General features: G+C 66.1%; 25 protein-coding genes and 3 tRNA genes. 11 read left to right on the forward strand and 17 right to left on the reverse strand.

The genetic code is table 11. The features are described 5' to 3' along the window. Positions 1 to 2: 2 nt before the first annotated feature. Together QFZ47_RS17425 and QFZ47_RS17430 are read right to left on the reverse strand one after the other, a co-directional pair. Positions 3 to 878 (reverse strand): ABC transporter permease, encoded by an 876-nt coding sequence (locus QFZ47_RS17425; protein ID WP_307656816.1) that lies wholly within the window; start codon positions 876 to 878, stop codon positions 3 to 5. Further along, complete coding sequence (locus QFZ47_RS17430) at positions 875 to 1825, reverse strand: ABC transporter permease (protein ID WP_307656817.1); 951 nt, start codon at positions 1823 to 1825, stop codon at positions 875 to 877. Before QFZ47_RS17430 ends, QFZ47_RS17425 begins: the two co-directional genes overlap by 4 nt. A 63-nt stretch (positions 1826 to 1888) precedes the next feature. Here QFZ47_RS17430 and QFZ47_RS17435 point away from each other — a divergent pair, with 63 nt between their 5' ends. Further along, on the forward strand, positions 1889 to 2185 hold the full coding sequence (locus QFZ47_RS17435) for a YfhL family 4Fe-4S dicluster ferredoxin (RefSeq protein WP_307656818.1): 297 nt from the start codon (positions 1889 to 1891) through the stop codon (positions 2183 to 2185). Here the strand turns inward: QFZ47_RS17435 and QFZ47_RS17440 are convergent. From QFZ47_RS17440 to QFZ47_RS17475, 8 genes are all read right to left on the reverse strand, one after another. After that, a complete protein-coding gene (locus QFZ47_RS17440) occupies positions 2171 to 2620 on the reverse strand; it encodes a hypothetical protein (RefSeq protein ID WP_307658958.1) in 450 nt (149 codons plus the stop codon). The genes QFZ47_RS17435 and QFZ47_RS17440 overlap by 15 nt on opposite strands. Before the next feature lie 101 nt (positions 2621 to 2721). Continuing rightward, positions 2722 to 3354 carry an aminoacyl-tRNA hydrolase gene (gene pth / locus QFZ47_RS17445; protein WP_307656819.1) on the reverse strand — a complete coding sequence of 211 codons (633 nt, stop codon included), beginning with the start codon at positions 3352 to 3354 and terminating at the stop codon, positions 2722 to 2724. A gap of 76 nt (positions 3355 to 3430) precedes the next feature. Further along, the gene (locus QFZ47_RS17450; RefSeq protein ID WP_307656820.1) at positions 3431 to 4105 is read right to left on the reverse strand and encodes a 50S ribosomal protein L25/general stress protein Ctc; all 675 of its coding nucleotides are present in this window, start codon (positions 4103 to 4105) and stop codon (positions 3431 to 3433) included. Between the two features lie 97 nt (positions 4106 to 4202). Beyond that, entirely contained in the window at positions 4203 to 5174 is a 972-nt protein-coding gene (locus QFZ47_RS17455; protein WP_145740342.1) for a ribose-phosphate pyrophosphokinase, read from the reverse strand. Positions 5175 to 5313: 139 nt separating this feature from the next. Further along, a tRNA-Gln gene (locus QFZ47_RS17460) sits at positions 5314 to 5390 on the reverse strand. A 66-nt stretch (positions 5391 to 5456) separates the two neighbouring features. After that, positions 5457 to 6347 carry a 4-(cytidine 5'-diphospho)-2-C-methyl-D-erythritol kinase gene (ispE, locus tag QFZ47_RS17465; protein ID WP_307656821.1) on the reverse strand — a complete coding sequence of 297 codons (891 nt, stop codon included), beginning with the start codon at positions 6345 to 6347 and terminating at the stop codon, positions 5457 to 5459. After that, on the reverse strand, positions 6344 to 6862 hold the full coding sequence (locus QFZ47_RS17470; protein WP_307658959.1) for a lipoprotein insertase outer membrane protein LolB: 519 nt from the start codon (positions 6860 to 6862) through the stop codon (positions 6344 to 6346). The genes ispE and QFZ47_RS17470 overlap by 4 nt, the downstream gene beginning before the upstream one ends. A gap of 2 nt (positions 6863 to 6864) precedes the next feature. After that, positions 6865 to 8712, reverse strand: coding sequence for a tetratricopeptide repeat protein (locus tag QFZ47_RS17475; RefSeq protein ID WP_307656822.1), 1848 nt, complete (start codon positions 8710 to 8712; stop codon positions 6865 to 6867). Positions 8713 to 8783: 71 nt separating this feature from the next. Between QFZ47_RS17475 and mutM the strand changes: the two genes are divergently transcribed. The 3 genes from mutM (at position 8784) to mutY (ending at position 12719) form a co-directional block, all read left to right on the forward strand. Beyond that, entirely contained in the window at positions 8784 to 9596 is an 813-nt protein-coding gene (gene mutM / locus QFZ47_RS17480; protein WP_307656823.1) for a bifunctional DNA-formamidopyrimidine glycosylase/DNA-(apurinic or apyrimidinic site) lyase, read from the forward strand. Positions 9597 to 9685: 89 nt separating this feature from the next. Then, positions 9686 to 11650, forward strand: coding sequence for a dynamin family protein (locus tag QFZ47_RS17485; RefSeq protein ID WP_307656824.1), 1965 nt, complete (start codon positions 9686 to 9688; stop codon positions 11648 to 11650). A gap of 7 nt (positions 11651 to 11657) precedes the next feature. Further along, positions 11658 to 12719 (forward strand): A/G-specific adenine glycosylase, encoded by a 1062-nt coding sequence (gene mutY / locus QFZ47_RS17490; protein ID WP_307656825.1) that lies wholly within the window; start codon positions 11658 to 11660, stop codon positions 12717 to 12719. A gap of 18 nt (positions 12720 to 12737) precedes the next feature. On the opposite strand, the gene rapZ is transcribed toward mutY, so the two are convergent. Genes rapZ through QFZ47_RS17505 form a run of 3 tightly spaced genes read right to left on the reverse strand, consistent with a single transcriptional unit; the run spans position 12738 to position 16208 of the window. Beyond that, on the reverse strand, positions 12738 to 13616 hold the full coding sequence (rapZ, locus tag QFZ47_RS17495; RefSeq protein ID WP_307656826.1) for an RNase adapter RapZ: 879 nt from the start codon (positions 13614 to 13616) through the stop codon (positions 12738 to 12740). Continuing rightward, positions 13616 to 15295: a DNA repair protein RecN gene (gene recN / locus QFZ47_RS17500; protein WP_307656827.1), complete on the reverse strand. Its 1680-nt coding sequence runs from the start codon at positions 15293 to 15295 to the stop codon at positions 13616 to 13618. Before recN ends, rapZ begins: the two co-directional genes overlap by 1 nt. Position 15296: 1 nt before the next feature. Next, a complete protein-coding gene (locus QFZ47_RS17505; protein ID WP_307656828.1) occupies positions 15297 to 16208 on the reverse strand; it encodes an NAD kinase in 912 nt (303 codons plus the stop codon). Positions 16209 to 16236: 28 nt separating this feature from the next. On the opposite strand from QFZ47_RS17505, the gene hrcA reads away from it, so the two are divergent. From hrcA to greB, 5 genes are all read left to right on the forward strand, one after another. Beyond that, on the forward strand, positions 16237 to 17244 hold the full coding sequence (gene hrcA / locus QFZ47_RS17510) for a heat-inducible transcriptional repressor HrcA (RefSeq protein ID WP_307656829.1): 1008 nt from the start codon (positions 16237 to 16239) through the stop codon (positions 17242 to 17244). 33 nt (positions 17245 to 17277) lie between these two features. Beyond that, positions 17278 to 17354, forward strand: a tRNA-Ile gene (locus QFZ47_RS17515). 64 nt (positions 17355 to 17418) lie between these two features. After that, positions 17419 to 17495, forward strand: a tRNA-Arg gene (locus tag QFZ47_RS17520). A gap of 186 nt (positions 17496 to 17681) precedes the next feature. Beyond that, entirely contained in the window at positions 17682 to 18128 is a 447-nt protein-coding gene (locus QFZ47_RS17525) for a hypothetical protein (protein ID WP_307656830.1), read from the forward strand. Between the two features lie 51 nt (positions 18129 to 18179). After that, positions 18180 to 18758, forward strand: a complete 579-nt coding sequence (gene greB, locus QFZ47_RS17530) for a transcription elongation factor GreB (protein ID WP_307656831.1) — start codon at positions 18180 to 18182, stop codon at positions 18756 to 18758. Positions 18759 to 18774: 16 nt separating this feature from the next. Here greB and QFZ47_RS17535 read toward each other — a convergent pair whose 3' ends face one another. The 4 genes from QFZ47_RS17535 to QFZ47_RS17550 all read right to left on the reverse strand — a co-directional run bounded on the left by QFZ47_RS17535 (position 18775) and on the right by QFZ47_RS17550 (position 22909). Further along, positions 18775 to 21030: a RelA/SpoT family protein gene (locus tag QFZ47_RS17535; protein ID WP_307656832.1), complete on the reverse strand. Its 2256-nt coding sequence runs from the start codon at positions 21028 to 21030 to the stop codon at positions 18775 to 18777. Between the two features lie 100 nt (positions 21031 to 21130). Then, complete coding sequence (rpoZ, locus tag QFZ47_RS17540; RefSeq protein ID WP_021009011.1) at positions 21131 to 21334, reverse strand: DNA-directed RNA polymerase subunit omega; 204 nt, start codon at positions 21332 to 21334, stop codon at positions 21131 to 21133. 31 nt (positions 21335 to 21365) lie between these two features. Further along, positions 21366 to 21986, reverse strand: a complete 621-nt coding sequence (gene gmk, locus QFZ47_RS17545; protein ID WP_307656833.1) for a guanylate kinase — start codon at positions 21984 to 21986, stop codon at positions 21366 to 21368. An 8-nt stretch (positions 21987 to 21994) separates the two neighbouring features. After that, the gene (locus QFZ47_RS17550) at positions 21995 to 22909 is read right to left on the reverse strand and encodes a YicC/YloC family endoribonuclease (protein WP_307656834.1); all 915 of its coding nucleotides are present in this window, start codon (positions 22907 to 22909) and stop codon (positions 21995 to 21997) included. A gap of 91 nt (positions 22910 to 23000) precedes the next feature. On the opposite strand from QFZ47_RS17550, the gene QFZ47_RS17555 reads away from it, so the two are divergent. Both QFZ47_RS17555 and QFZ47_RS17560 read left to right on the forward strand, forming a co-directional pair. After that, positions 23001 to 24008, forward strand: coding sequence for a serine/threonine protein kinase (locus QFZ47_RS17555; RefSeq protein WP_307656835.1), 1008 nt, complete (start codon positions 23001 to 23003; stop codon positions 24006 to 24008). Continuing rightward, positions 24005 to 24919 (forward strand): PP2C family protein-serine/threonine phosphatase, encoded by a 915-nt coding sequence (locus QFZ47_RS17560; RefSeq protein WP_215249241.1) that lies wholly within the window; start codon positions 24005 to 24007, stop codon positions 24917 to 24919. Before QFZ47_RS17555 ends, QFZ47_RS17560 begins: the two co-directional genes overlap by 4 nt. The last annotated feature ends 7 nt before the right edge of the window (positions 24920 to 24926 follow it).

The raw sequence follows: 24926 nt of genomic DNA on the forward strand, positions 1-24926 counted from the left end.
GCTTAGCGGGCGCGCGCAAGGCGCGGGTCGAGCAGGTCGCGCAGCCCGTCGCCGAGCAGGTTCAAGCCCAGCACCGCCATCGCAATGGCCATGCCGGGGAACACCGCGAGCAGCGGCGACTGGAACATCATGGTCTGCGCCTCGCTGAGCATGCGGCCCCACGAGGGCTGCGGCGGCTGCGTGCCCAGGCCCAGATAGGAGAGGGCGGCCTCGGCCAGGATGGCAATTGCGAAGCGGATCGTGATCTGCACGATCAGCACGGCCGAGATGTTGGGCAGCACATGCTGCATCGTGATGGCGAAGCTGCCCTTGCCGCAGGCGCGTGCGGCCGCCACGTATTCGCGCGACCAGATGGCGTTGGCCGAGGCGCGCGTGATGCGTGCGAAGGTCGGAATGTTGTAGATGCCGATGGCGATGATCGCGTTGACGATGCCGGCGCCGAACACCGCCGTCATCATGATGGCCGACAGGATGGCCGGAAACGCGAGCGAGAAATCGGTGAGCCGCATGATCGCTTCCTCGACCCAGCCGCGCCGCGCCGCCGCGAGCAGGCCCAGCGCGGTGCCCACGACAAGGCCGATGCCCACCGCGATCACGCCCACCAGGATGGACGCGCGCGCCCCCACCAGCAGCAGCGAGGCCACGTCGCGTCCGAAGGTGTCGGTGCCCAGCCAGTGCGCGCCCGAGGGCGGCTTGAGCTTGCTGGCCATGTCCATCTCGTAGGGCGACCAGGGCGTCCACACCAGCGAGACGGCGGCGGCCAGCAGCAGGAGCAGCGTCAGCACGCCGCCGAGCATGAAACTGCGGTGCCTGAGGGCGCGGCGCCAGAACCCGGGCACCTTGAGCGCCGCTGCGCTCGGAACCGCGATCGCGTTCATATGTCGCTCGCCTTGATGCGCGGGTCGATCACGGCATAGAGCATGTCGACCACGAAGTTCACGATGACCACCAGGGCCGCGAGCAGCATCACGCAGTTGCGCACCACGATCAGGTCGCGGTTGCTGATGGCCTGGAAGATCAGCCGGCCCAGGCCCGGCAGGTAGAACACGTTCTCCACCACGATGGTGCCGGCCAGCAGCTCGGAAAACTGCATGCCCATGACGGTGACCACCGGGATCATCGCGTTGCGCAGCACATGGGTCCAGAGCACCGCGCGCTGCGAAACGCCCTTGGCGCGCGCGGTGCGCACGAAGTCTTCGCGCATCACCTCGAGCACGGCCGAGCGCGTGATGCGCGCGAGGATCGCGGCCTGCACCACCGCCAGCGACAGAGCCGGCAGCAGCAGCGACTTGAGGCCCGCGAAGATGCCTTCGCCCCAGCCCTCGAAGCCGCCGGCCGAGAACCACTGCAGCTGGACCGAGAACACCAGGATCAGCAGGATCGCGAACCAGAAATTGGGAATGGCGATGCCCACCTGCGTGAGCCCCATCAGGCCCACGTCGCCGAGCTTGTTGTGGCGCGCAGCGGCGGTCACGCCCACCAGCAGCGCGAGCACCGTGGTGAAGGCCATCGCGAGCAGCGCCAGCGGCACGGTGAGCGCGAGCCGTTCCAGGATGAGGTCGAGCACCGGCGAGCTGTAGGCGTAGCTGTCGCCCAGGTTGCCGGTCAGGAGGCCCGCGATCCAGTGCCAGTAGCGCGTCCAGGCCGGCTGGTCGAGGCCGAGCTTGGCGGCCAGGGCGGCCACCGCCTCGGGCGCGGCGTCGGGCCCCATGAGCATCTGCGCGGCATTGCCGGGCAGGATCTCGAGGACGAGGAAAACGATGACCGAGGCGCCGATCAGCGTTGCGATCAGCGTGGCGAGGCGCTTGAGAATGAACAGGCTCATGGGGCGGGGCGCAGCATAACCCGACTCGTGCAACAACCGTGCCTTGTTCGCGATAATCGGGGTATGGCCCTCATCATCACCGACGAATGCATCAACTGCGATGTCTGCGAGCCCGAGTGCCCGAACGATGCGATCTACATGGGCGCGGAGTTCTACGAGATCGATCCGCACAAGTGCACCGAATGCGTCGGCCACTTCGACGAACCGCAGTGCGTGCAGGTGTGCCCGGTGGCGTGCATCCCGATCCATCCGGAACACGTCGAAAGCCGCGAGACGCTGTGGCAGAAGTTCGAGCGGCTCGCCGCAGCCAAGGCAAAGGCCCAGGCCGCGCAGCCGCAGGCGCCCTCAGCCGGCGCTTGAATCGTTTCGCTTCTTCTTTCTGCTGCTGCTGCCTCCTCCCGCGGAAGCGGGTTTGTCGATGGCCGCGCCGCTGAAACGCGGGCTCGACCTGCGGGGTTCGGAGCCGAGTTTCTGGGCGCGTGCCCGCGCCAGCTGCTCGGTAGACGCGAGCCGGCGTTCGGCGATGGCGGCTTGCCTCGCGTCTTGCGCCGACCGCCGGCTGCGCTCGTAGGCCTCCTTTTCCTGCGACAGGCGAATGCGCTCGAGCTGGTCGGCGCGTGCCTCGGCCCTGCGCGTGGCCGCATCCGCCGCGCGGCGGTCCGACTCGGTGCGCGCGTCGTCCACCGCCAACTGCCTTCCGCCTTCGCATGGCCGGTCGGTGTAGGTGTTGCCGCAGCGGTAGGTCTCGAACCTTCCTTGCGCCGCCGCGGGCATCCAGAAAGTGCCGCAGGCCACCAAAAACAAGGCGGCTCCTGTTCTCCCGGCCCTGGTTTTTCTTTTTTTCATTTCTTTTTCTCTCCCCTTCTTTTCTCTCCCGCACTCTCGTTGCCGGCTGACTAGGCGGTGGCGGGCGTGCCTCCGTCGCCGGGCTCCCGCCGCGGCGGTTTGGGCCGGGGCGGTTTGCTCGTGTGAATGATCAAGGTGGCCTTTTCCATCTCGCCCGCCACCAGCGCGGGCGCCGCATGCAGCGTGCGCACGATGGCGTCCTCGATGGCTTCGCGCTGCTCCTTCAGCGGCTTTTTGAGCACCCAATTGATGACCTCCGACTTCACGCCGGGGTGCCCGATGCCCAGGCGCAGGCGCCAGTAGTCGCCGGTGCCCAGCTGCGCATGGATGTCGCGCAGGCCGTTGTGGCCGGCATGGCTGCCGCCGAACTTGAGCTTGGCCTGGCCGGGCACCACGTCGAGCTCGTCGTGCACCACCAGGATTTCCTCGGGCGCAATCTTGAAGAAGTGGGCCAGCGCGCCCACCGATTTGCCCGACAGGTTCATGAAGGTCTGCGGCTCCAGCAGCCAGACGCTTTGCCCGTTGATGTTCGCGCGCGCCGCAAGGCCGTGATAGCTGCGCTCGGGCACGAGGTTGAGCTTCCAGTCGCGCGCCAGGGCGTCGATCCACCAGAAGCCGGCGTTGTGCCGGGTGGCTTCATATTCAGGGCCCGGGTTCCCGAGGCCGACAAACAGCTTGATCATGTGGGGAATTATCTCGCCGCCCAAAAAGCAGAAGGCCCGCTCGTGGCGGGCCTTCTGCAATGCGCGGGAAAAAGAATTACTTTTTCGCGGCGGGCTTTGCCGTCTTGGCAGCCGGCTTGCCGTTGGCAGCGGGTGCTGCTGCGCCTTCGGCAGGTGCCGCGCCTTCAGCGGCAGGTGCCGGTTCTTCGGCGACCAGCGGCGGCACGGCCGACACGATGACCGGGTTCAGCTTGCCGTGGCTCACGAACTTCACGCCCTTGGGCAGCTGGATGTCGCTCACGTGCAGCGTGGCGTTCTTCTTGAGGCTCGAGAGGTCCACTTCGATGAACTCGGGGAGGTCGGCCGGCAGGCAGCTGACTTCGAGTTCGGTCATGACGTGGGTCACCAGGTTGTGGTCGAGCTTGACGGCATCGGACTCTTCTTCACCCTTGTAGTGAAGCGGCACCTTCATGTGCAGGCGGGTCTTGGCGTCGACGCGCTGGAAGTCGATGTGCTGCACCAGCTGGCGGAACGGGTGGTATTGCACGTCGCGCAGCAGCACCTTGCTGGCGGCGCCGGCGATTTCCATTTCGAGGATCGACGAGTGGAAGGCTTCCTTCTTGAGGGCGTGCCACAGCGCGTTGTGATCGAGCTCGATCAGCTGGGGCTGGCCTTCACCACCGTAGACGATACCGGGCGTCTTGCCCGAGGTGCGGAGACGGCGGCTCGCACCCGTGCCCTGCTTGGCGCGCTCAAAAGCGACGAATTTCATATCAACTCCTGTAAGAGCCCACCGCGACCAGTGCGACTCCGGTTCAACAAGGACGCCATTCCAGAAAAAGGAAGGTGGCGCCCGCTTTTTGCCCGGATCAGAACAGGTTGTCCTGGTCCGAGAACAAACTCATCACCGACTCGCCCTTGGCAATGCGCTGGATCGTCTCGGCGATCAGCGGTGCCACGGAGAGCTGGCGAACCTTTCCGCACGCCAGGGCGCTGTCGGAAAGGGGAATGGTGTTGGTCACGACCACTTCGTCGAGCGCGGAGTGGGTGATGCGCTCGATGGCCGGGCCCGAGAAGATCGGGTGCGTGCAATAGGCGTAGACGCTTTTCGCACCGCGCTCCTTGAGCACTTCGGCCGCCTTCACCAGCGTGCCTGCGGTGTCGATCATGTCGTCCATGATCACGCAGTTGCGGCCATCGATTTCGCCGATCACGTTCATGACCTCGCTCACGTTGGCCTTCGGGCGGCGCTTGTCGATGATGGCGAGGTCGCAATTGAGCTGCTTGGCCAGCGCGCGGGCGCGCACCACGCCGCCGACGTCGGGCGAGACCACGATCAGGTCTTCGTAGTTCTTCTGGCGCAGGTCGCCCAGCAGCACCGGCGACGCATAGATGTTGTCGACCGGAATGTCGAAGAAGCCCTGGATCTGGTCGGCGTGAAGGTCCATCGTGAGCACGCGCTCGACGCCCACGGTTTCCAGCAGGTTGGCCACCACCTTGGCCGAAATCGGCACGCGGCTCGAACGCGGGCGGCGGTCCTGGCGGGCATAGCCGTAGTAGGGAATCACCGCGCTGATCCGCTCGGCCGAGGCGCGCTTGAGCGCGTCGACCATGATGAGCAGTTCCATCAGGTTTTCGTTGGTCGGAGCGCAGGTCGACTGCACCACGAACACGTCGCGCGCCCGGACGTTCTGGTTGATCTCGACGGTGACTTCGCCGTCGGAGAAGCGTCCAACGCGCGCGGCACCCAGCGAGGTACCGAGGTTCTGCGCGATTTCTGCGGCCAGGCCAGGATTGGCATTGCCGGTGAAAACCATGAAATCAGGGTGATTAGCCTGCATGAGCGCGTCCCGGCAGTGCGAAATGGCTTTTAGGAAGCCGCCAAAGAGTTTGATTCGTGGTGGCCCATGGGCCACCGATTATTGCAGCGGGCAGGCTGCAAAAGAAGCACTGCGGCCGTTGGGCCGCAGTTTGAATATTTGGCAGGGGAGAAAGGATTCGAACCTTTGCATGCTGGAATCAAAATCCAGTGCCTTAACCAGCTTGGCGACTCCCCTACACGGGTCGATGGCTTTCGCCACAAACCGATATGTCGCATCGGACCCATAACGATCCGATCATCTTCAGGTCGCCCATCCCCAAAGTGGATGAACGGCCAGGTTGCTGCATTGGCGAACCTGCCAGCCCGCGGGGGCTTCGGCCAGTTCCGCTTTTTGCGGCCCTTGCGGCATTTTTGCGAAAACCGAACTTCCGGAGCCGGTCATCCGGGCTTTCAATCCTTGGGCGCCGAGCCATTCGATGGCGTCGGTGACCGCGGGACAAAGCCGCTGGGCAACCGGCTGCAGGTCGTTGTGGCCGAAGTCGAAAACCTTGAAAGCGCTGCTTTCGAGGTTTGGAGCTTCAAGCTGTTCGCTATCTGCAGCAAAGCCCGAGATTATAGCAACAGGAGTAGCGCGTTGAAGGTCGGGCGCAGAAAAAATTAGCTTTGTATCGAGTCCCTGGGGTGGCTTGGCCACCACAAACCGTGCGGGCGGGATGTTCACGGGCCTGATTTTTTCGCCGATTCCCTCGACCCAGGCATTGCGCCCGCCCAGGAAGAACGGCACGTCGGCACCCAGTTTCACGCCGATCTCGGCCAGGCGCGACAGCGGCAGGTTCAGCTTCCACAGGCGGTTCAGCGCCAGCAGGCATGTGGCGGCATCCGAAGAGCCTCCGCCCATGCCGGCCTGCGCCGGCACCTGCTTGGCAATGCCGATGTGGGCGCCCTGGCCGGGCGCTGCATGCGCCTGGAGCGCCCGCGCCGCACGCAGCACGAGATCGTCGGGCGGCAGTTCGGTCGTCAGGTCTTCGCGGCTGAGCTGGCCGTCGCTGCGCAGTTCGACATGGAGCGTGTCGGACCAGTCGATCAGCATGAAGACCGACTGCAGCAGGTGGTAGCCGTCTTCGCGCCGGCCGGTGATGTGCAGGAAGAGGTTGAGCTTGGCCGGTGCGGGAAGGTCGTAGATCGCCTTCATGACCGCTCGAAGACGATGCGCAGGTCCGCCGTGGGGCCGGGATTTTCGCGGGTGGCCTGCAGGCGGCCGTTCGCGACCTGCGCCAGGTCGGGGCGCCAGCCGGGCACGCGCTCGTTGCGGCCCGCGAGCCAGCCGAAGAGCGCGCCGACCGGTATGGCCGCACCGGTGGCGGCTTCGATCAATGCATCGACCGAATCGAAGCGCCGGATTTCACTGCCATTCTTGAGCAGGGCCTCGCCGGGCGACCAGTGCAATTGAGCCAAGGTGCTGCCGATCGGGCTCGTGAGCGAGAGTTCGCCCGCTTCGGGAGAACCGCGCAATTCGAACAGCGCGGAGAAGGTCTGCACCGGCTGGCTGTCGATGCGCAGCGACATGCGGCCGCTCCAGCTGTCGGCGCTTCTTGAGGCGGAAGAGCCGCCCGCCAATTGGGCGCAGCCTGCGATCGAGAGAAGCGCAACCCCACCCGCGACCAGCAGGGCGCGGCGGCTGGCGCCGACAGGCCCGGGGGCGTGCATGTTCACGGCCTGACCCGCAGGCGCTTGAGCGTTTCCTGCAGGGTCTCGTTCTCGGCGTCGCTCAGAAGGGCTTCCTTCCAGATCGTGACCGCGCGGTCCTTCTGGCCGGTTGCCCAGAGCACTTCACCGAAATGCGCGCCGATTTCCGGATCGGGCCGGGTCTTGTAGGCCGCCTCGAGGATGCGGATGGCCTCGGTCGTGTTGCCCAGCCGGAATTCCACCCAGCCGAGGCTGTCCGCGATGAAGGGGTCTTCGGGCGCCAGCTGCACGGCTTTCTGGATCAGCGTGCGCGCCTCGTCGAGGCGGATCTTGCGATCTGCGAAGGAGTAGCCGAGCGCGTTGTACGCGTTCTGGTTCTCGGGCTTGAGCTCGATCAGCCTGCGCAGCAGCCGCTCCATTTCGTCGAGGCGGTTGAGCTTTTCGGCCACCATGGCCTGGTCGTAGACCAGGTCGCTGTCGGTCGGGGCTGCGGCGGAAGCCTGCGCCAGCATGTCGTAGGCCGCCTGGTACTGCCTGGCGTCGCGCAGCAGCTGCACTTCGGCCAGGAATTTCTGCTTCTTGTCCTCGGCGCTGCGCTCGGGCAGGCCGCGCACGAGTTCGCGCGCCTGCGGCAGCTTGCCCTGGCGCGCCAGGAGGCCCGCGCGGCGCGTCTGCGCAACGACGAGGTCGTCGGTGCTGTCCACGCGTGCGAGCCAGCGCTCCGCGGCCGTGAAGTCCTTGCGGCGCTCCGCCAGCTGCGAGAGAACGAGGTAGGCCTGTGTGGTGCCGCGCTGGCGGTCGTCCGGGTCTTTCTGGTTGGCCGACAGGTCGATGTAGCGCTTGAGAGAGGTTTCAGCCGCCGCGTCCTGCCGGGCCTGCGCCTGCAGGCTGCCCAGCAGCAGCCAGGGCTCGGCCAGTTCGGGTCGCGCGGCGGTGAGCGCCTGCAACTGCGCGGCGGAATCCGCGTAGCGGCGGTTTTCGACCAGCACCCGAGCGTAGGCGATGCGCAGGTCGGGCGGCGCCTTGGGATTGCTGGCCAGGTAGCGCGTGACGATCGGCTCCGCGAGCGGCTGGCCGGGGTCGATCATTTCGAGCGCCAGAGCGGCCGGAGCGTCGGAGGCGGGATCCATCTGCTGGCCCTTGAAGGCGGCGTCAAGGGCGCCGGAGGTGTCGCCGGCATTCAGGCGCATGCGGCCGATGGTGGCCCAGGCCAGCGCCCCGGTGGCCGGGCTCTTGAGCTCATCGGACAGCGCCTGCTCGACCACCGAAGCGGCCTGCTTCTTGTCGGAGGCGCGCGAGTAGTTGCGCGCGATCACCGCCATCAGCATCGGCTTTTCGATCTGCGGCGTGGCCGCGATTTCGGCGCGCAGCGGCTCGACAGTTTCGCCGATGCGGTTGAGCGCAATCAGTATCTGGAGTTCGATGCGCCGTGCATCGCGCGAGTTGGGCAGCGTCTCCTGCCATGCGCGGGAGGCCGCGAGCGCCGCGTCGCCGGAGCGCGACTGCAGCGCGATCTCGACCGCGCGCTGGAACAGCTTGCCGTCGCGCAGGCGGCGGGCCGCGTCGAGCACCAGCGCGTAGCCCGATCCGGGGTCGCCGGAGCGCGCGGTCATCTCGCCCATCAGAATTTCGTAGAACAGCTCGGCCGTCAGTGCAGAGGGCTGGGCGTCGGGGTCGCTGGCCGGCTTCGCGGCGGCTGCGGCGGCGGCCGGCGCCGGCTTGGTGCCCGGACGGGACGGTGCTGGCCGTTCGATGATGGGTGCCGGGCTCTTGGGCGCGGCGGGATCGGAGGTTTGCGCCTGAGCGGCACAAGCCAGCAACACGAGAGACGCGGCCGCCGCAAGGCGGTGTCGGCGGAGCGATGGAATCATCGAACCATAATAATCCAAGCTTTTGAGCGAGCACCGCGTGGGGCTTCGTCGCAGCCCGGAGTTTTTATTTCATGCCTGAGCTTCCTGAAGTCGAAGTGACGCGGCGCGGTTTTGCCGAACGCATTGCCGGTGCCCGCATAGCCGCGGTCCGCATCGGCAAACCCTTGCGCTGGGCATTGATGGTGGTGCCCGAGGCGCTGGTCGGACGCCGCGTGCTGCAAGTGCGGCGGCGCGGAAAGTACCTGCTGATCGACCTGGACCGCGGCCTCTTGCTGCTGCACCTGGGCATGTCAGGCAGCCTGCGCTTCGATGCGGCGCTTCCCCCGCCGGGCGTTCACGATCACTTCGATCTCGTGACCGAACTCGGCACGCTGCGGCTGAACGATCCGCGCCGCTTCGGCGCCGTGGTCTACGTGGAGGACGAGGCCGCGCCGTGGGCCATCAAGCTGCTCGGCGGCCTGGGCATGGAGCCGCTGGGTGACGCCTTCGACCTGGACGCGTTCCACGCCGGCCTTCGCAAGCGCCGGGCCGCGGTAAAGCAGGTGCTGCTCGCGGGCGACGTGGTGGTGGGTGTTGGAAACATCTATGCGTCGGAGGCGCTGTTCCAGGCGGGCATCCGGCCGACGCTTTCGGCCGCTCGCATCAGCCGGCCGAGGGCGGCCAGGCTTCATGCGGCCGTGCGCGAAATCCTGGCAAGGGCGGTCGAGAAGGGCGGCAGCACGCTGCGCGACTTTTCCAACGTGGACGGGCAGAACGGCTATTTCCAGCTCGAAGCAACGGTCTACGGCCGGGCCGGCGAGCCCTGTCGGGTCTGCGCAACGCCGATCCGGCAACTGCGCCAGGGGCAGCGTTCCACTTACTATTGCCCGAACTGTCAAAAATAGTGTCCGAGTCCCCGCGTTCGAATATCCTGCAATCGGTTGCTTCCCAGTTTGCAATGCTATATTTGTAAGTTATTTCTTACATATCCCCCTTGAGCCGCTCTTTCAATCAACAACTCGATCAGCACGGTGCCTGGCGAAGCAATTTCGCGCACCGCCTCCAGTGGCTGTCCCGCTGGCTGACCGAGAACGAGCTGCTCGACCAGGCGGTGGCCGAGCGCCTGCGCGGGCTCGAGCTGCAGATTCGCACCAGCAAGGTCATGGTGGCCTTCGTGGCGGAGTTCTCGCGCGGCAAGTCGGAGCTCATCAACGCGATCTTCTTTGCAGCCTACGGGCGTCGCATCATGCCGGCCAGCGCCGGACGCACGACGATGTGCCCGACCGAGCTGGGCTACGACGCCGCGGTGGCGCCGAAGCTGCGGCTGCTGCCGATCGAAACCCGGCTGGAACCCCATTCGCTCACGCATTGGCGCGAGAAGGCCGCGCACTGGACCGACATTGCCATCGATGTGGACGATGCCGACCAGTTGGCCCAGGCCATGAGCAAGGTCGCCGAGGTGCGCTGGGTCAGCAAGGACGAGGCGCATGCGCTGGGCTTCTGGAACGAAGAGACGCCGGACGATAACCCGGTGCAGGACGCCGAAGGCCGGGTCGAGATTCCGCGCTGGCGCCATGCCATCCTGAACATGCCGCATCCGCTGCTGGAGCAGGGGCTGGTGATCCTCGATACCCCGGGCCTGAACGCCATCGGCGCCGAGCCCGAGCTCACGGTGAGCCTGATCCCGCAGGCGCATGCCGTGGTCTTCATCCTGGGCGCAGAAACCGGCGTGACGCGGTCCGACCTGTCCATCTGGCGCGAGCACCTGGTCACCGAAAGCGAAGGCAGCGACACGCGCTTCGTGGTGCTCAACAAGATCGACACCATGTGGGACTCGCTGAGCACGCCCGCGCAGATCGAGCTTCAGATCGAGCGCCAGCGCGAGGTCGCGGCCAAGTTCCTGGAGGTTCCGCTGGTGCAGGTGCTGCCGGTTTCGGCGCAGAAGGGCCTGCAGGCAAAGATCCAGCATGATGCGCGGCTGCTCGGCGCCAGCCGCCTGCCGGCTTTCGAGGCACTGCTCGCGGAAGGCGTGCTCGGCAAGCGCGAAACCATGCTGCGGCTCGCGGTGGATGCCGGCATGGTGGCATTGCGGACCGAGGCCGAGCGCATTCTGAAAGTGCGCCAGCGCGACCTGTCGGAGCAGGCGCTCGAGCTGCAGGGCTTGCGCGGCAAGAACGTGTCGGTCATTCGCCACATGCGATCGCGCATCGACCAGGAGCAGACCGAGTTCGAGGGCAGCAACACGCGCATCCTCGCGCTGCGTTCCGTGCAGGGCAAGCTGCTGCGCGAGGTGTACGCCGTGCTCGGCCGCACCGCGCTGAAGGAAGACATGGTGCGGCTTTCGGCTGCGCTCAAGCGCCCGGGCGTCAAGTTCAACGTGCGCAAGGTGTACGGCGAAACCTTCGACTCGCTGCGCAACAACCTGCGCGAAGTGCAGGCGACGACGGCCGAGATCCAGTCGATGCTGCACGCCACGTTCCGCCAGCTCAACGCGGAGCAGGGCTTCACCCTGCAGGCGCCCGCCGAGCCCGACCTGACGAGCTTCGAGCAGGAGCTCAGCCAGATCGAGCGCAGCCACATCCACTACCTGGGCGTCGGCAATCTGCTGAAGCTGGCGCAGGCGGACTTCTGCGACAAGCTGGTGCGCGCGCTCGCGAGCCGCCTGCGGCTGGTCAACGAAGCGGCCATGACCGAAGTCGAGCGCTGGAGCAAGGGCGCGAGCGCGCAGATCGACGCGCAGCTGAAGGAGCGCCGCCGCAATTTCAGCAAGCGCATCGAGGCGATCGAGCGCATCCAGAATGCGGCAGGCAACCTCGACGAACGACTGCTCGAACTTGCCCAGCAAGAGAGCAGCCTGGCCGAGTTGCACCTTCGGCTCCATGAATTCACCTCGGCCATTGCGCAACAGGGAAGGCCGGCAGCCGCTGCCGCCGTCGGCGAACTGCGTGCGGCGGCCTGATCGTCCGGTGCCGGCTGCAGCCGTGCAGCCGCAGGCGCCGGCCGATTTTGCCGGGCGCATCGTGGCCTGGCAGCGCAGCCACGGACGCAGCGAGCTGCCGTGGCAGAACACGCAGGATCCCTATCGCGTGTGGCTGTCGGAGGTCATGCTCCAGCAAACCCAGGTTTCGACCGTGCTCGGATACTTCGCGCGTTTTCTCGAGCGCTTTCCGACCGTACGGGCGCTGGCCGACGGCACCGAGGACGAGGTCTTCGGACTCTGGAGCGGCCTGGGCTACTACAGCCGCGCACGCAACATGCACCGCTGTGCCCAGGAAGTGGTGGCGCGCTTCGGCGGCGAGTTTCCGCGCACGGCGGCCGAGCTCGAGACCTTGCCTGGCATCGGCCGTTCCACCTCCGCGGCGATCGCGGCCTTCTGCTTCGGAGAGCGGGTCGCGATTCTCGACGGCAACGTCAAGCGCGTGCTGACGCGCGTGCTCGGCTTTGGTGGCGACATGTCTTCATCGGCACAGGAGCGCGCGCTGTGGGACCGGGCCACGCAGCTGCTGCCGCCGGCCGAGCAGAAAGAGGCCATCGCGAGCTACACGCAAGGGGTCATGGACCTGGGCGCCACAGTCTGCCTGCCGCGCAAGCCGAGCTGCATGATCTGTCCGCTGGACAAGACCTGCGTGGGCCTGCGCGAGGGCCAGCCGGAACGCTATCCCGTCAAGACCCGCAAGCTCAAGCGCAGCGCCCAGTCGCTCTGGGCGCTGCTCGCGCGCGACACGCAGGGCCGCGTCTGGCTGGAGAAGCGGCCGGCAAAAGGCATCTGGGCCGGGCTCTATTGCCTGCCCGTGTTCGAGAGCCGCGAAGAGCTGCTGGCCGCGCTGCCATCGGCGGCGCTGGCCGACACCCGGGATCTGCCGCCCTTCGTGCATGTGCTGACCCACAAGGACCTGCACCTTCACCCGGTGCTGCTGAACGGCAGCCAGCCGCAAGGCGATGCCGCGCGCTGGGTGGATGCGCAGGAGTGGGGCCGACTGGGGCTGCCGGCGCCGATGCGCAAGCTGCTGGAGAGCGGCGCGGCTTAGCTTGGCGGGGGTGCGGGCTCAGCCCGCGTCGAGTTCGCGGTGGCGCTTGAGGGCGACCCAGCGGGTTCCGAACGCGCGCGCGAGCTGCTCGACCAGGAACACCGAGCGGTGCTGGCCGCCCGTGCAGCCGATGGCCACCGTCACGTAGCTGCGATGGTCACGTGCCAGCGCATCGAGCCAGCGCGAGAGAAACTGCTCGATGTCGTCGTACATGCGCGCGACGTCGTCGTGCCCGCGCAGCCATTCGACCACCGGCGCATCGCGGCCCGTGAGCGGCCGCAGCGTGGGCACGTAGTGCGGATTGGGCAGCATGCGCACGTCGAACACGTAGTCGGCGTCCAGCGGCACGCCGCGCTTGAAGGCGAAGGATTCGAAGACCAGCGTCAATGCGCTGCTCTGCGGCGCGGAGATCAGCGCCTTGATGTAGCTCTGCAGCTGGGCCGGCCGTATGAGGCTGGTGTCGATCACGTCGGCGCCATCGCGCAGGTCGGCCAGCAGCTCGCGCTCGAGCTCGATGGCCTGCACCAGCACGCGCTCCTGTTCGGGCACATCGTTGCGTCCCTCCTGGCGCGACAGCGGATGGCGCCGGCGGGTTTCCGAATAGCGCCGCAGCAGCGCGTCGGTGGTCGCCTCGAGGAACAGCGAGCGCAGCGAAACGCCGTCCTGCCGCAAGGCCTCGAGCTGCTGCGGAACGATCGGCAGCGACACGCCGCTGCGCACGTCCATCGCAATGGCCACGCGCGTGGCCTGCTGCTCGTGCTGCAGCGCGATGAAAGCCGTCAGCAGTTCGGGCGGCAGGTTGTCCACGCAGTAGTAGCCGGCGTCTTCCAGCGCATGCAGCGCCACCGACTTGCCCGAGCCCGACATACCGGTGATGAGCACCAGGTCGAGGTCCATCACAGCGCCGCCGAAGTCTTGTGGCCCAGCATTTCGCGGGCATGCGCCAGCGAGGTCTGCGAAAGCTTCTCGCCGCCGAGCATGCGGGCGATTTCGCGGGCGCGGGTGTCGTCGTCGAGCCGCGAGACGCCGCTTTCGGTGCGCGGGCCTTCCTGGCCAATGGCCGCCGTCTGGCGCTTGGCCACCACCAGGTGGTGATCGGCGCAGGCGGCGACCTGCGGCAGATGAGTGACCGCCAGCACCTGGCGATCGCGCCCGAGTTGCTTCATGAGGCGCCCCACGGTGTCGGCCACGGCCCCGCCGACGCCGGCATCGACCTCGTCGAAGATCAGCGTCTGCGCGGCACCCAGCTGGCTCGTCGTGACCGCAATAGCAAGCGCGATGCGCGAGAGCTCGCCGCCCGAAGCCACCTTGCCGATGGGGCGCGGCGTGCTTCCGGGATGGCCGCTCACGAGAAAGGCAATGTCTTCGAGCCCGGCGCGGCCCGGCTGCGCCAGCGGCTGCAGCTCGACCTCGAAGCGTCCGCCCTGCATGCCAAGCCCCTGCATCGCCTGGGTGACCGCCTCGGCCAGGCGCGGTGCCGCCTGCTTGCGGGATTTGGCGAGCGCCTTGGCTTCCTTCATGTAGGCCTGTTGCGCGCCTTGCTCGGCGCGCTCCAGGCCTGCGAGATCGCTCTGCGCGTCGAGCGCCTGCAGCTCGGCCTGCCAGCCGGCCAAAAGGGCCGGCAGGTCGTCCGGCGTGCGCTTGTAGCGGCGCGCGAGCGACATCCACAGCCCCATGCGCTCGTCGAGTTCGGCCAGGCGCTGCGGATCGGCCTCGGCGTTGCGCAGGTAGCCATGCAGCGTGTGGGCGGCATCGGAAGCCTGGGCGACGCTGGAGGCCAGCACTTCGCCGAGGGCGCGGAATTCGGGCTCGATGTGCTCGCAGTTCTGCAGCAGCGTGACGGCGCGCGACAGGGCTGCGAGCGCGCCGTTGTCGTCGTCTTCGAGCGCCTGGCTTGCGCCCTGCGCCGCGTCGATCAGCGCCTGCGCATTGGAGACGCGGGCGTGATGGGTGGACAGCTCTTCCCACTCGCCTTCGGCCGGTGCCAGCTTCATGACTTCGGCGATCTGCCATTGCAGCCGCTCGCGCTCGCGCAGCAGCGAGTCTTGCGCCGAGCGCGCGTGGTCGAGCGCGGAAAGTGCCTGGCGCCAGCTCTGCCAGGCGGCGTCCAGCGCATCGGTGCGCACGCCGGCATAGGCGTCGAGCAGGCCCCGCACGGCCTCGGGGCGCGTCAGGCTTTGCCATGCATGCTGGCCATGGATGTCGAGCAAACGGTCGCCGAGCTCGCGCAGCTGGGTGGCAGTGGCCGGACTGCCGTTGATCCAGCCGCGGCTGCGGCCCTGCAGGTCGACGGTGCGGCGCAGCAGCAGGGCGTCGCCGTTTTCGAATCCGCCCTCGTCGAGCCAGGCCGCGAGTGCCGGGTCGGCATCGAATTCGGCGCTGACGTCGAGCCGTTCGGCGCCTTCGCGCACCGCGCCCGCGTCGGCTCGGTTGCCGAGTGCCAGTTGAAGCGCATCGATCAATATCGACTTGCCCGCGCCGGTCTCGCCGGTCAATACCGTGAAGCCTGCCGACAGGTCGAGTTCGAGTGATCGCACGATCACGAAGTCGCGCAATGCAATGCGTCGCAGCGCCATGTCAGGAGCCCCCTTCGTTCCAGTGAAGTTTCTTGCGCAGCGTGTCGAAGTAGCTCCAACCGCGCGGATGCAGAAAGCGCACGCGGAAGTCGGAGCGGCGCACCACCACGCGATCGCCGATCGCGAGCGAGGCCAACGACTGCATGTCGAAATTGGCGCTGGCGTCGCGCCCGGCCACCAGTTCGATCACGATCTCGTCGGCGTCGGGCAGCAGCACGGGGCGGTTCGACAGCGTGTGCGGCGCAATGGGCACCAGCACCCAGCCCGGCACCGCAGGATGCAGCAGCGGCCCGCCGGCCGAGAGCGCATAGGCCGTCGAACCGGTAGGCGACGCGATGATCAGGCCGTCGGCGCGCTGGTTGGCCACGAAGTGCCGGCCGACCGAAACGCGCAGCTCGACCATGCCCGAGGTGGCGCCGCGGTTGACCACCACGTCGTTCATTGCCAGCGCATCGAAAACCGAGGCGCCGTCGCGCATGACCTGCGCATGCATGAGGCTGCGGTGGTCTTCTTCGTATTCGCCGGCCAGCATCGGGATCAGCGTGGCCTGGTAGTTGTCCAGCGGAATGTCGGTGATGAAGCCGAGCCGGCCGCGGTTGATGCCGATCAGTGGAATCCCGTAGCACGCGAGCTGCCGTCCGATGCCCAGCATGGTTCCGTCGCCTCCCACCACCAGGCCGAGATCGCAGCGCTGTCCGATTTCCTCGACGCTCAGCGGTTCGTAGCGGCCGCCGACGCTGGCGTCCGCATCGGCTTCCTCGGAAGCCGATTCTTCGACGAACACCTCGCAGCCTTGCGATTCCAGGAAGGCGCCGATGTCTTCCATCACGCCGTCGCGGGCATCGGCCTGCGCCCGGGCGCCTGAAGCCTGGTATTTGCCGATCAGCGCGACGTGACGAAAGCGGGAGGTCATCTACAAATTACAACACTAAAATCTTGCAATGCTGGACGACCGTGCCAAGTTGCTCCTCAAGACGCTGGTAGAGCGCTATATCGCCGAAGGCCAGCCGGTCGGGTCGCGGACTTTGTCGCGCGCCCCGGGGTTGGACCTGTCTCCCGCGACCATCCGCAACGTCATGTCCGACCTCGAGGGACTGGGGCTGATCGCCAGCCCGCACACCTCGGCCGGACGCATTCCCACCGCGCGCGGCTACCGGCTGTTCGTCGACACCATGCTCACGGCGCAGCGCGAGCAGATGAGCACGCCGAGCCTCGCGCCCGACCAGCCGCAGAAGGTGATTGCCAACGCAGCCAACCTGCTGTCCAACCTGTCGCAGTTCGTCGGCGTGGTCATGGCGCCGCGGCGGGCCTCGGTCTTCAAGCAGATCGAGTTCCTGCGGCTCTCGGACCGGCGGCTGCTGGTGATCATCGTCTCGCCCGACGGCGACGTGCAGAACCGGGTGATCTTTCCGGAGGCCGATTACACGCAGTCCCAGCTGGTGGAAGCGTCGAACTACATCAATGCCCACTACGCGGGCCTGACCATCGAGCAGGTGCGCGACCGCCTGCAGTCCGAAGTCGAAAAACTGCGCGGCGAGATTGCCGCGCTGATGCAGGCGGCGGTCAAGGTCAGTTCCGAGGTGCTCACCGAGGCACAGGAAGACGACGTCGTGATTTCCGGCGAGCGCAACCTGCTTTCTGTCACCGATTTCTCGAGCGACATGGGCCAGCTGCGCCGGGCCTTCGAGCTTTTCGAGCAGAAGGCGCAGCTGATGCGGCTGCTCGACGTGTCGAGCAAGGCCGAGGGCGTGCGCATCTTCATCGGCGGCGAAAGCCAGGTGGTGCCGTTCGAGGAACTCTCCATCGTCAGCGCCAACTACGAAGTCGACGGGCAGGTGGTGGGCACGCTGGGCGTCATCGGGCCCACCCGCATGCCTTACGAGCGCATGATCCAGATCGTGGATATCACCTCGCGGCTGGTCAGCAATGCGCTGAGCCACCGCAAATAGGCGAGCACCGCGAATAGAATCGTGGCCTCTCGTGGGCCGTTAGCTCAGCTGGTTAGAGCAGCGGACTCATAATCCGTTGGTCGATGGTTCAAGCCCATCACGGCCTACCACTTGCATTCATTTCCAAGCTTGGTTCGCCAGGGGCCAGAAATGGATGCTATAATCGATAGCTGTGCGGCTGTAGCTCAGTTGGATAGAGTACTTGGCTACGAACCAAGGGGTCGTGGGTTCAATTCCTGCCAGCCGCACCACTCTCTTGAATGGCCTAGAAGGTTTATCCCTTCTAGGCCATTTTCTTTTGGGGGCGGGCCAAAACTGCCTGCCGCGGCGGCTTCTTGTTCTCCGTGGTCTCAATGGCGGCTTGTGGCTTGCGCAAGACGGGCCCGGGCGCTTTGGCGCTAGAGTCCGGCTGGTCATCATCAAACGGCACAGCGACCATGGGTATTCGGCCAAAGCAGTTTGCATTCCAGTTCCTCCTGCTGTCGCTGGCAGCAGGCTCTGTATCGGCAGGGACCATCACCTGCGTCCCGGCCGCAAGCAACGGGGCGGCAGCGCCTTTCAACCGGGTCCGCAGGATTGCGATCGATGAGCACTCCCGCACCGTCAACATGGACGTCGTGCGCTCCAGGACGAAGGACACGGAAACCATGGGCAAGCTGCGAGCGGATCTGGTGAGCATGGAAGACAGCCAGTCCGGAGAGCCCGTCTATGTCTTCAATTCCATTCCGGCAGCAGGCGCCGAAGTCACGAGTCTTTTCAAGTTGTTCAAGGCGGCTGAGTGGCGCCTGATCAGTGCCGATGTCGCCTTCGTGAACAAGGTGCCTGCCGTGAGAGCCGTCGAGCAAGGCGTGGTCTTCGACTGCAAGCGCTCCGACATGGGTTGAAGAAAATGGAAAACTGGAATTGCGAGCCTTTCTAAATTCAGGGGTTCTGCCTTGAGCAAAGCATTCACCAAGGAAACCGATACCGACAGCGACGACGACGGCGGCGAAAGCACGGCCCCCGCGCTGCCGAGCGGCAGCAAGAACTACATCACGCCGGCCGGCTATGCGCGGCTGCGCGACGAATTGCTTCAACTGATGGATGAAGAGCGCCCGAAGGTCGTCGAAGCCGTGCATTGGGCCGCCAAGAATGGCGACCGCTCCGAAAATGGCGACTATCTCTACGGCAAGAAGCGGCTGCGGGAGATCGATCGGCGCATCCGTTTTCTCACCAAGCGGCTCGAAATTGCCGAAGTGACCGATCCCTCGGTCCATCACGGCAGCGACCAGGTTTTCTTTGGCGCGACGGTGCGCTATGTCGACGAGACCGGCGACGAGCGCAGCGTGACGATCCTGGGCATCGACGAGGCGGACAGTGCCCAATCGCAGGTCAGCTGGATTTCTCCGATTGCCCGCGCGCTGCTCAAGTCACGCGAAGGCGACGTGGTGAAACTCGTGACGCCGGGCGGGGTGCATGAGGTCGAGCTGTTGTCCGTGAGCTATCCGGCGCCGGGTTCGAGGCCGGCCCGGTAGTTTTCCGGCGCTCCGGTCAGGGCGCAGGAACCGTTCTCGCGGCGGTCAGCACCGAGGCCGTGCGCCGTGCGGCGCGCAGCACGCTGTCGAGATGGCTTCGGTCGCGCACGGCAATCACGAAGCGCAGGTCGGTCGAATCCTGCGGCGTTTCGTCGGCCATTTCGACGTGCGTGATGTCGGCTTCGGCGTCTGCCAGGGTCGCGGCCACCCGCGCCAGCACGCCCTTGTCGTTTCGCACGGTAATGACCACACCGGTTTCGAAGGTACGGGTTGGCTCGTCCGCCCATTCGACCGCGAAAAAGCGCTCGCTGTCCTTGTGGCGAAGCCGCTGGCCCACGCCGCAGGACTCGGTATGCACGACCAGGCCTTCGCCATGCCCGAGGTAGCCGACGATTTCGTCGCCCGGAATCGGCCGGCAGCACAGCGCAAAGCGGACCGACGAGTTCTCGCTGCCATCCAGCGTGACGGCGCCCTGGGAAATGGTCTCGTGCGAGATGAAGCGCTCGCGGCTCAGCAGCAGTGCATCGGGCCGCTCGCCCAGTTCGGACAGCATGGCCACCAGCCGCTTTGCCACGATGCTGGCGATCCGCTTGCCCAGGCCGATGTCGGTGAGCAGCTCCGCGCGGGTGCGGTTGCCCGTGAAGCGCAGCAGTTTTTCCCACAGCACCTGGTGTTCGGCGTCTTCGGCCGGCAACTTGCTGAGGCCTTCGGCACGCAGTGCCTGGGCCAGCAGTTTCTCACCCAGGCCTTCGGATTCGGCGTGCGCCAGCGTCTTCAGGTAGTGGCGGATCTTGGAGCGTGCCCGGCCGGTTCGCACGAAGCCGAGCCACGCGGGGTTGGGCGTGGACACCGGCGCGGTAATGACCTCGACCACGTCTCCGTTCTTGAGCTCTGTGCGCAGCGGCACCTGGTCGCCATTGATGCGTGCTGCCGAGGTGTGGTCGCCGATGTTGCTGTGGATGGCGTAGGCGAAGTCGACCACCGTGGCGCCGCGCGGCAGCGCCAGGATCTGGCTCTTCGGCGTGAAGACGTAAACCGCATCGGGAAACAGGTCGACCTTGACGTGGTCCCAGAACTCGGCGGCGTCGCGGGTCTCGTCCTGGATGTCGAGCAGCGACTGCAGCCACTTGGTGCCGAGCCGGTCGTTGCTGGCCGCGTTCGGCTCGGCGGCCTTGTAGAGCCAGTGCGCCGCCACGCCCGATTCGGCCACCACGTGCATGGCTTCGGTGCGCAGCTGGAATTCCACGTTCACGCCGGCCGGCCCCACTAGGGTGGTGTGCAGCGACTGGTAGCCGTTGAGCTTGGCGATGGCGATGTGGTCCTTGAACTTGCCCGGCAGCGGCTTGTACATCTGGTGCAGGATGCCCAGGCCGGTGTAGCAGGCAATCACGTTCGGCACGATCAGGCGAAAGCCGTAGATGTCGGTCACCTGGGCAAAGCTCAGGTGCTTTTCTTCCATCTTGCGGTAGATCGAATAGAGCGTTTTCTCGCGCCCCGCAATGCGCAGCGTCATGTTGGCGTTGGCAAAAGCCGTCTCGACCTCGCGCTGCACCTTCTGGATCAGATCGCGGCGGCGTCCCCGCGCCCGGGCCACGGCCTTGGACAGGGTCGCGTAGCGCCAGGGTTTCAGATGGCGGAACGACAGTTCCTGCAGTTCGCGGTACGTCTGATTCAGGCCCAGCCGGTGCGCGATGGGCGCATAGATTTCGAGCGTTTCGCGCGAGATCCGGGCCCATTTTTCGCGCGGCGCATCGTCGAGCGTGCGCATGTTGTGCGTGCGGTCGGCCAGCTTGACGAGAATGACGCGCACGTCGCGCGCCATGGCCAGCAGCATCTTGCGGAACGATTCGGCCTGGTTTTCCTCGCGGGTATTGAACTGCAGCTTGTCCAGCTTGGTGAGCCCGTCGACCAGCTCGGCCACCGGCGCGCCGAAGCGCTCGATCAGTTCGGGCTTGGTGACCCCGCAATCCTCGATGGCATCGTGCAGCAGGGCGGCCATCAGCGCCTGGGCATCGAGCTTCCATTCGGCGCATTGCGCCGCTACGGCGATCGGGTGGGTAATGTACGGCTCGCCGCTGTTGCGCAGCTGGCCCAGGTGGGCTTCGTCGGCGAAGCGGTAGGCACGGCGGACCAGCTCGGTGTCTTCGGGGCTCAGGTAGTCGAGCCTGGCGGTCAGCGCGGCAAAGCTTGCGGCAGCCGCATTCAGCGCCGCCGGACTCGGCTTGGGCGTGCCCGTGGGGGCATGGGACTGATGTTTGGCAACCGCGCTCATGGCTACCACTTTAGCGTGACCGCTGTAGGGACGCGTCCAGACGTAAAAAAAGCACCGCTTTGCGGTGCTTTTTCGTTGCAGGGCTGCGTCAGAGCAAAGATCAGCCCGGCACCTTCTTGAGCATTTCAATGCCGATCTTGCCTTCGGCGATTTCGCGCAGGGCGGTGACGGCAGGCTTGTTCTTGCTTTCGATCTTGGGCGCATGACCCTGGCTCAGCATGCGCGCACGGTAGGTGGCGGCCAGAACCAGCTGGAAGCGGTTGGGGATCTGAAGCAGGCAATCTTCGACGGTGATGCGGGCCATGATGGGAATCTTTCGGTCAGTGAGCAGGAAATCAGGGGATGTTCAGGGCGGCGAATGTGTCGGCACGTGCGCGGCGCTGTGCAGAATACCGAAGCCGCTGAGCGTGGACGATCGCCTTGAGATCGAAAAGCGCGCGCTCAAATAACTCGTTGATTATAACGAAATCGAATTCTCCCGCCCGGGCCATTTCTTCGGCCGCATTCTTGAGGCGCAGCTCGATAACGGCGGCGCTGTCTTCGCCGCGCCGCTCCAGCCGGGAGCGCAGCTCTTCCCAACTGGGCGGCAGGATGAAGATCATGACTGCGTTGGCAAAGGTCTTGCGGATCTGGATGGCGCCCTGGAAGTCGATTTCGAGAATGACGTCGGCGCCCTGGGCCACCCGCTCCTCGATGGCTTTCTTGGAAGTGCCGTACCGGTGTCCGTGCACATGGGCCCACTCCACAAAGCCGTCCGCCGCAACCATGGCGTCGAATTCGGACGGCGAGGTAAAGAAGTACTCCCGGCCGTGCTTTTCCTGCCCGCGGGGTGGCCTGGTGGTGTGGGAAACCGAGGGCTGGACGGCCGTGTCCAGTTCCATGAGCGCCTTGACCAGGCTCGATTTGCCGGCGCCGCTGGGCGCCGCCACGACGAAGATGTTGCCTGGATAGTCCATTCGCTCGCTCATTCGATGTTCTGTACCTGTTCGCGCATCTGCTCGATCAGCACCTTCATGTCCACGCCGATGCGCGTGAGGTCCAGCGCCGCAGACTTGGAGCCCAGTGTATTGGCCTCGCGATGCAGCTCCTGGATCAGGAAGTCCAGCCGCTTGCCGATTTCGCCGCCCTTCTTGAGCAGCCGCTCGATCTCGTCGAGGTGCGAATTCAGGCGCGTGAGCTCTTCCGCCACGTCGATGCGGATCGCGAAGGCGGTTGCCTCGGTCAGCGCCCGGTCCTGGGCCGCCTCGGGCAAGGTGCCGCCGGTCAGGCCCATGGCTTCCTGCCAGCGCTCCAGGAAACGCGCCCGCTGCTGCTCGACCAGCTGCGGAATCAGCGGTCCGGCCTGTTCGACCAGGGTGCGCAGCTGGGCCAGATGGGCCTCCAGCATCTTGGCGAGCCGCGCGCCTTCGCGCTGGCGGGCCGACATCAGCGCATCCAGGGCCTTGCCGGCCACTTCGAGCAGGTCGCTACCCCAGTCGCCACGGGCGGCGCCGTCGCCGCCGGCCAGGCGCAGCACGTCGGCCACGCTCAGTTCGCGGGCGCCGGGCAGCCAGGCCTTGATGCCGTCCTGCACGCCGTTGAGCCGCTGCAGCAGCTTGACGGAGGGCTCGACAACGCCCGCCTGGGCGGTGTTCTCGATAGCGGCCCGCACCTCGACCTTGCCGCGCTTGAGTTTGCCCGTGAGCAGCTCGCGCAGCGCGGTTTCATGCTGGCGCAGCTCCTCCGGCAACTTGAAGGTGAGATCGAGGAAGCGGCTGTTGACCGAGCGGATTTCGACCCCGAGCCGGCCCGCGGCGGCAGGCCGTGCTTCGGCTTCGGAGTGGCTGCCGACGGGGCCGTTCTGGCCACTGGCATAGCCGGTCATGCTGTAAACTGGCATTGCGCCTCACTGTGGTTTTGCTTGCAGGCACCGAGGCGTCGGCATGGCGTTCGCTTGCCGCACCATCGCCTTCGGGCGAAACTCCCGGATTATGTCAAAGGTCAAGCCTTCGCCCCTGCTGCCCGATACGGTCATTGGCGGTTACCGCATCGTTCGCCGGCTTTCCGCAGGCGGTTTTGGCGTTGTCTACCTCGCCATAGACCCCGGCGGACAGCAGGTTGCCATCAAGGAATACCTGCCATCTTCGCTCGCAACGCGCGGGCCGGGTGAACTGACGCCCGAAGTTGCGCCCGAAAAGCTTTCCCTCTACCGGCTCGGCCTCAAGAGCTTTTTCGAGGAAGGGCGCTCGCTCGCGCAGATTTCGCATGCCTCGGTGGTCAGCGTTCTCAACTTCTTTCGCGAGAACGAAACCGTCTACATGGTCATGAACTACCTGGAGGGTGCCACCCTGCAGGATTTCGTGGTGACCGCGCGCGACCTGAAACGGCCGAAAGTCTTCCGCGAATCGACCATCCGGTCGCTTTTCGATGAAATCCTGCGCGGCCTGCGCATCGTGCACCAGTACAAGATGCTGCACCTGGACATCAAGCCCGCCAACATCTTCGTCACCGACGAGGACCGCGCGGTGCTGATCGACTTCGGCGCCGCGCGCGAAGTGCTCAGCAAGGAAGGCATCTTCATCCGTCCGATGTACACGCCCGGCTTTGCCGCGCCCGAGATGTACCGGCGCGACTCGTCGATGGGCCCGTGGACCGACATCTACGCCATCGGCGCCTGCATCTACGCCTGCATGCAGGGCTATCCGCCCAACGACGCCCCGCGCCGCATCGAGAAAGACCGGCTCAGCCTGTCGCTGTCGCGCCTGCGCGGCGTGTACTCCGATAACCTCATCGAAGTGGTCGAATGGTGCATGTCGCTCGATCCGCTTTCGCGCCCGCAGTCGGTTTTTGCGCTGCAAAAGGAACTCAGCCGCGAAGGCGAGCGGCGCTACACCAAGCTCACCGTCGGCGAAAAGGTGCGGCTTTCATTCGACAACATCCGCTCCTTCGACAAGAAGGCCCTGCCCAGGGCGGCGGCACCTACCACGCGCCCGGCATGAAATTCTCCGTATTCCAGGTCAGCCGCAAGGGCGGCCGTCTCAAGAACGAAGACCGCATGGGCTACTGCTACACGCGGGAATCGGGCCTTTTTGTGCTGGCCGACGGCATGGGCGGCCATCCCGAGGGCGAGGTTGCGGCCCAGCTGGCATTGCAGACCATTGCGGCCCTCTACCAGCGCGAAGCCCGACCCACCGTCAAGGACGCCAAGGCCTTCCTGGCCGAATCGGCCATGGCGGCGCACCAGCAGATCATGCGGTACGCAAGCCACAAGGCCATGCTCGATACGCCGCGCACCACCGTCGTCGCGGCCCTGCTCCAGGGCACCACGGCCACCTGGATGCATTGCGGCGACTCGCGCCTCTACGTGGTGCGCGACGGCCGCCTGCTGACCCGCACGCGCGACCATTCGCATGCCGAGCGCCCGCGTCCGCATGGCGCCGACATGCCGGTCAACCGCAACCTGCTGCTCACCTGCCTGGGCTCGCCGACCACGCCGCTGTTCGATATTTCGGCCCCGCTGCAGCTGCAGCGCGGCGACCGCATCATGCTGTGCTCCGACGGTGTCTGGGGCGTGCTCGACGACGCCGTCATCGTGCACACGCTGTCTTCCGACAAGCCGGTGTCCGATGCGGCACCCGACCTGGCCGAAATGGCGCTTCGCAAGGGCGGCGCGCACAGCGACAACGTGACGCTCATCGCCCTCGAATGGGAGATGCCCGACGCGGCGGGCGAAGACCGCGGCGTTTCCACCGAGACCATCGACGACGGCGTCTTTGCCTCCACCATCCAGGCCGGCATGCCTTCGGACGGCGAGCTCGATGCCCTCGATGAACTCGACGAAGACGCGATCGAGCGCTCGATTGCCGAAATCAACGAAGCCATTCGCCGCTCTGCTGCCAAGAAAATCTGATACCCGG

Origin of the sequence: Variovorax paradoxus, assembly GCF_030815975.1 — a bacterium.
In the GTDB taxonomy this organism is placed as follows: Bacteria; Pseudomonadota; Gammaproteobacteria; order Burkholderiales; family Burkholderiaceae_C; genus Variovorax; species Variovorax paradoxus_N.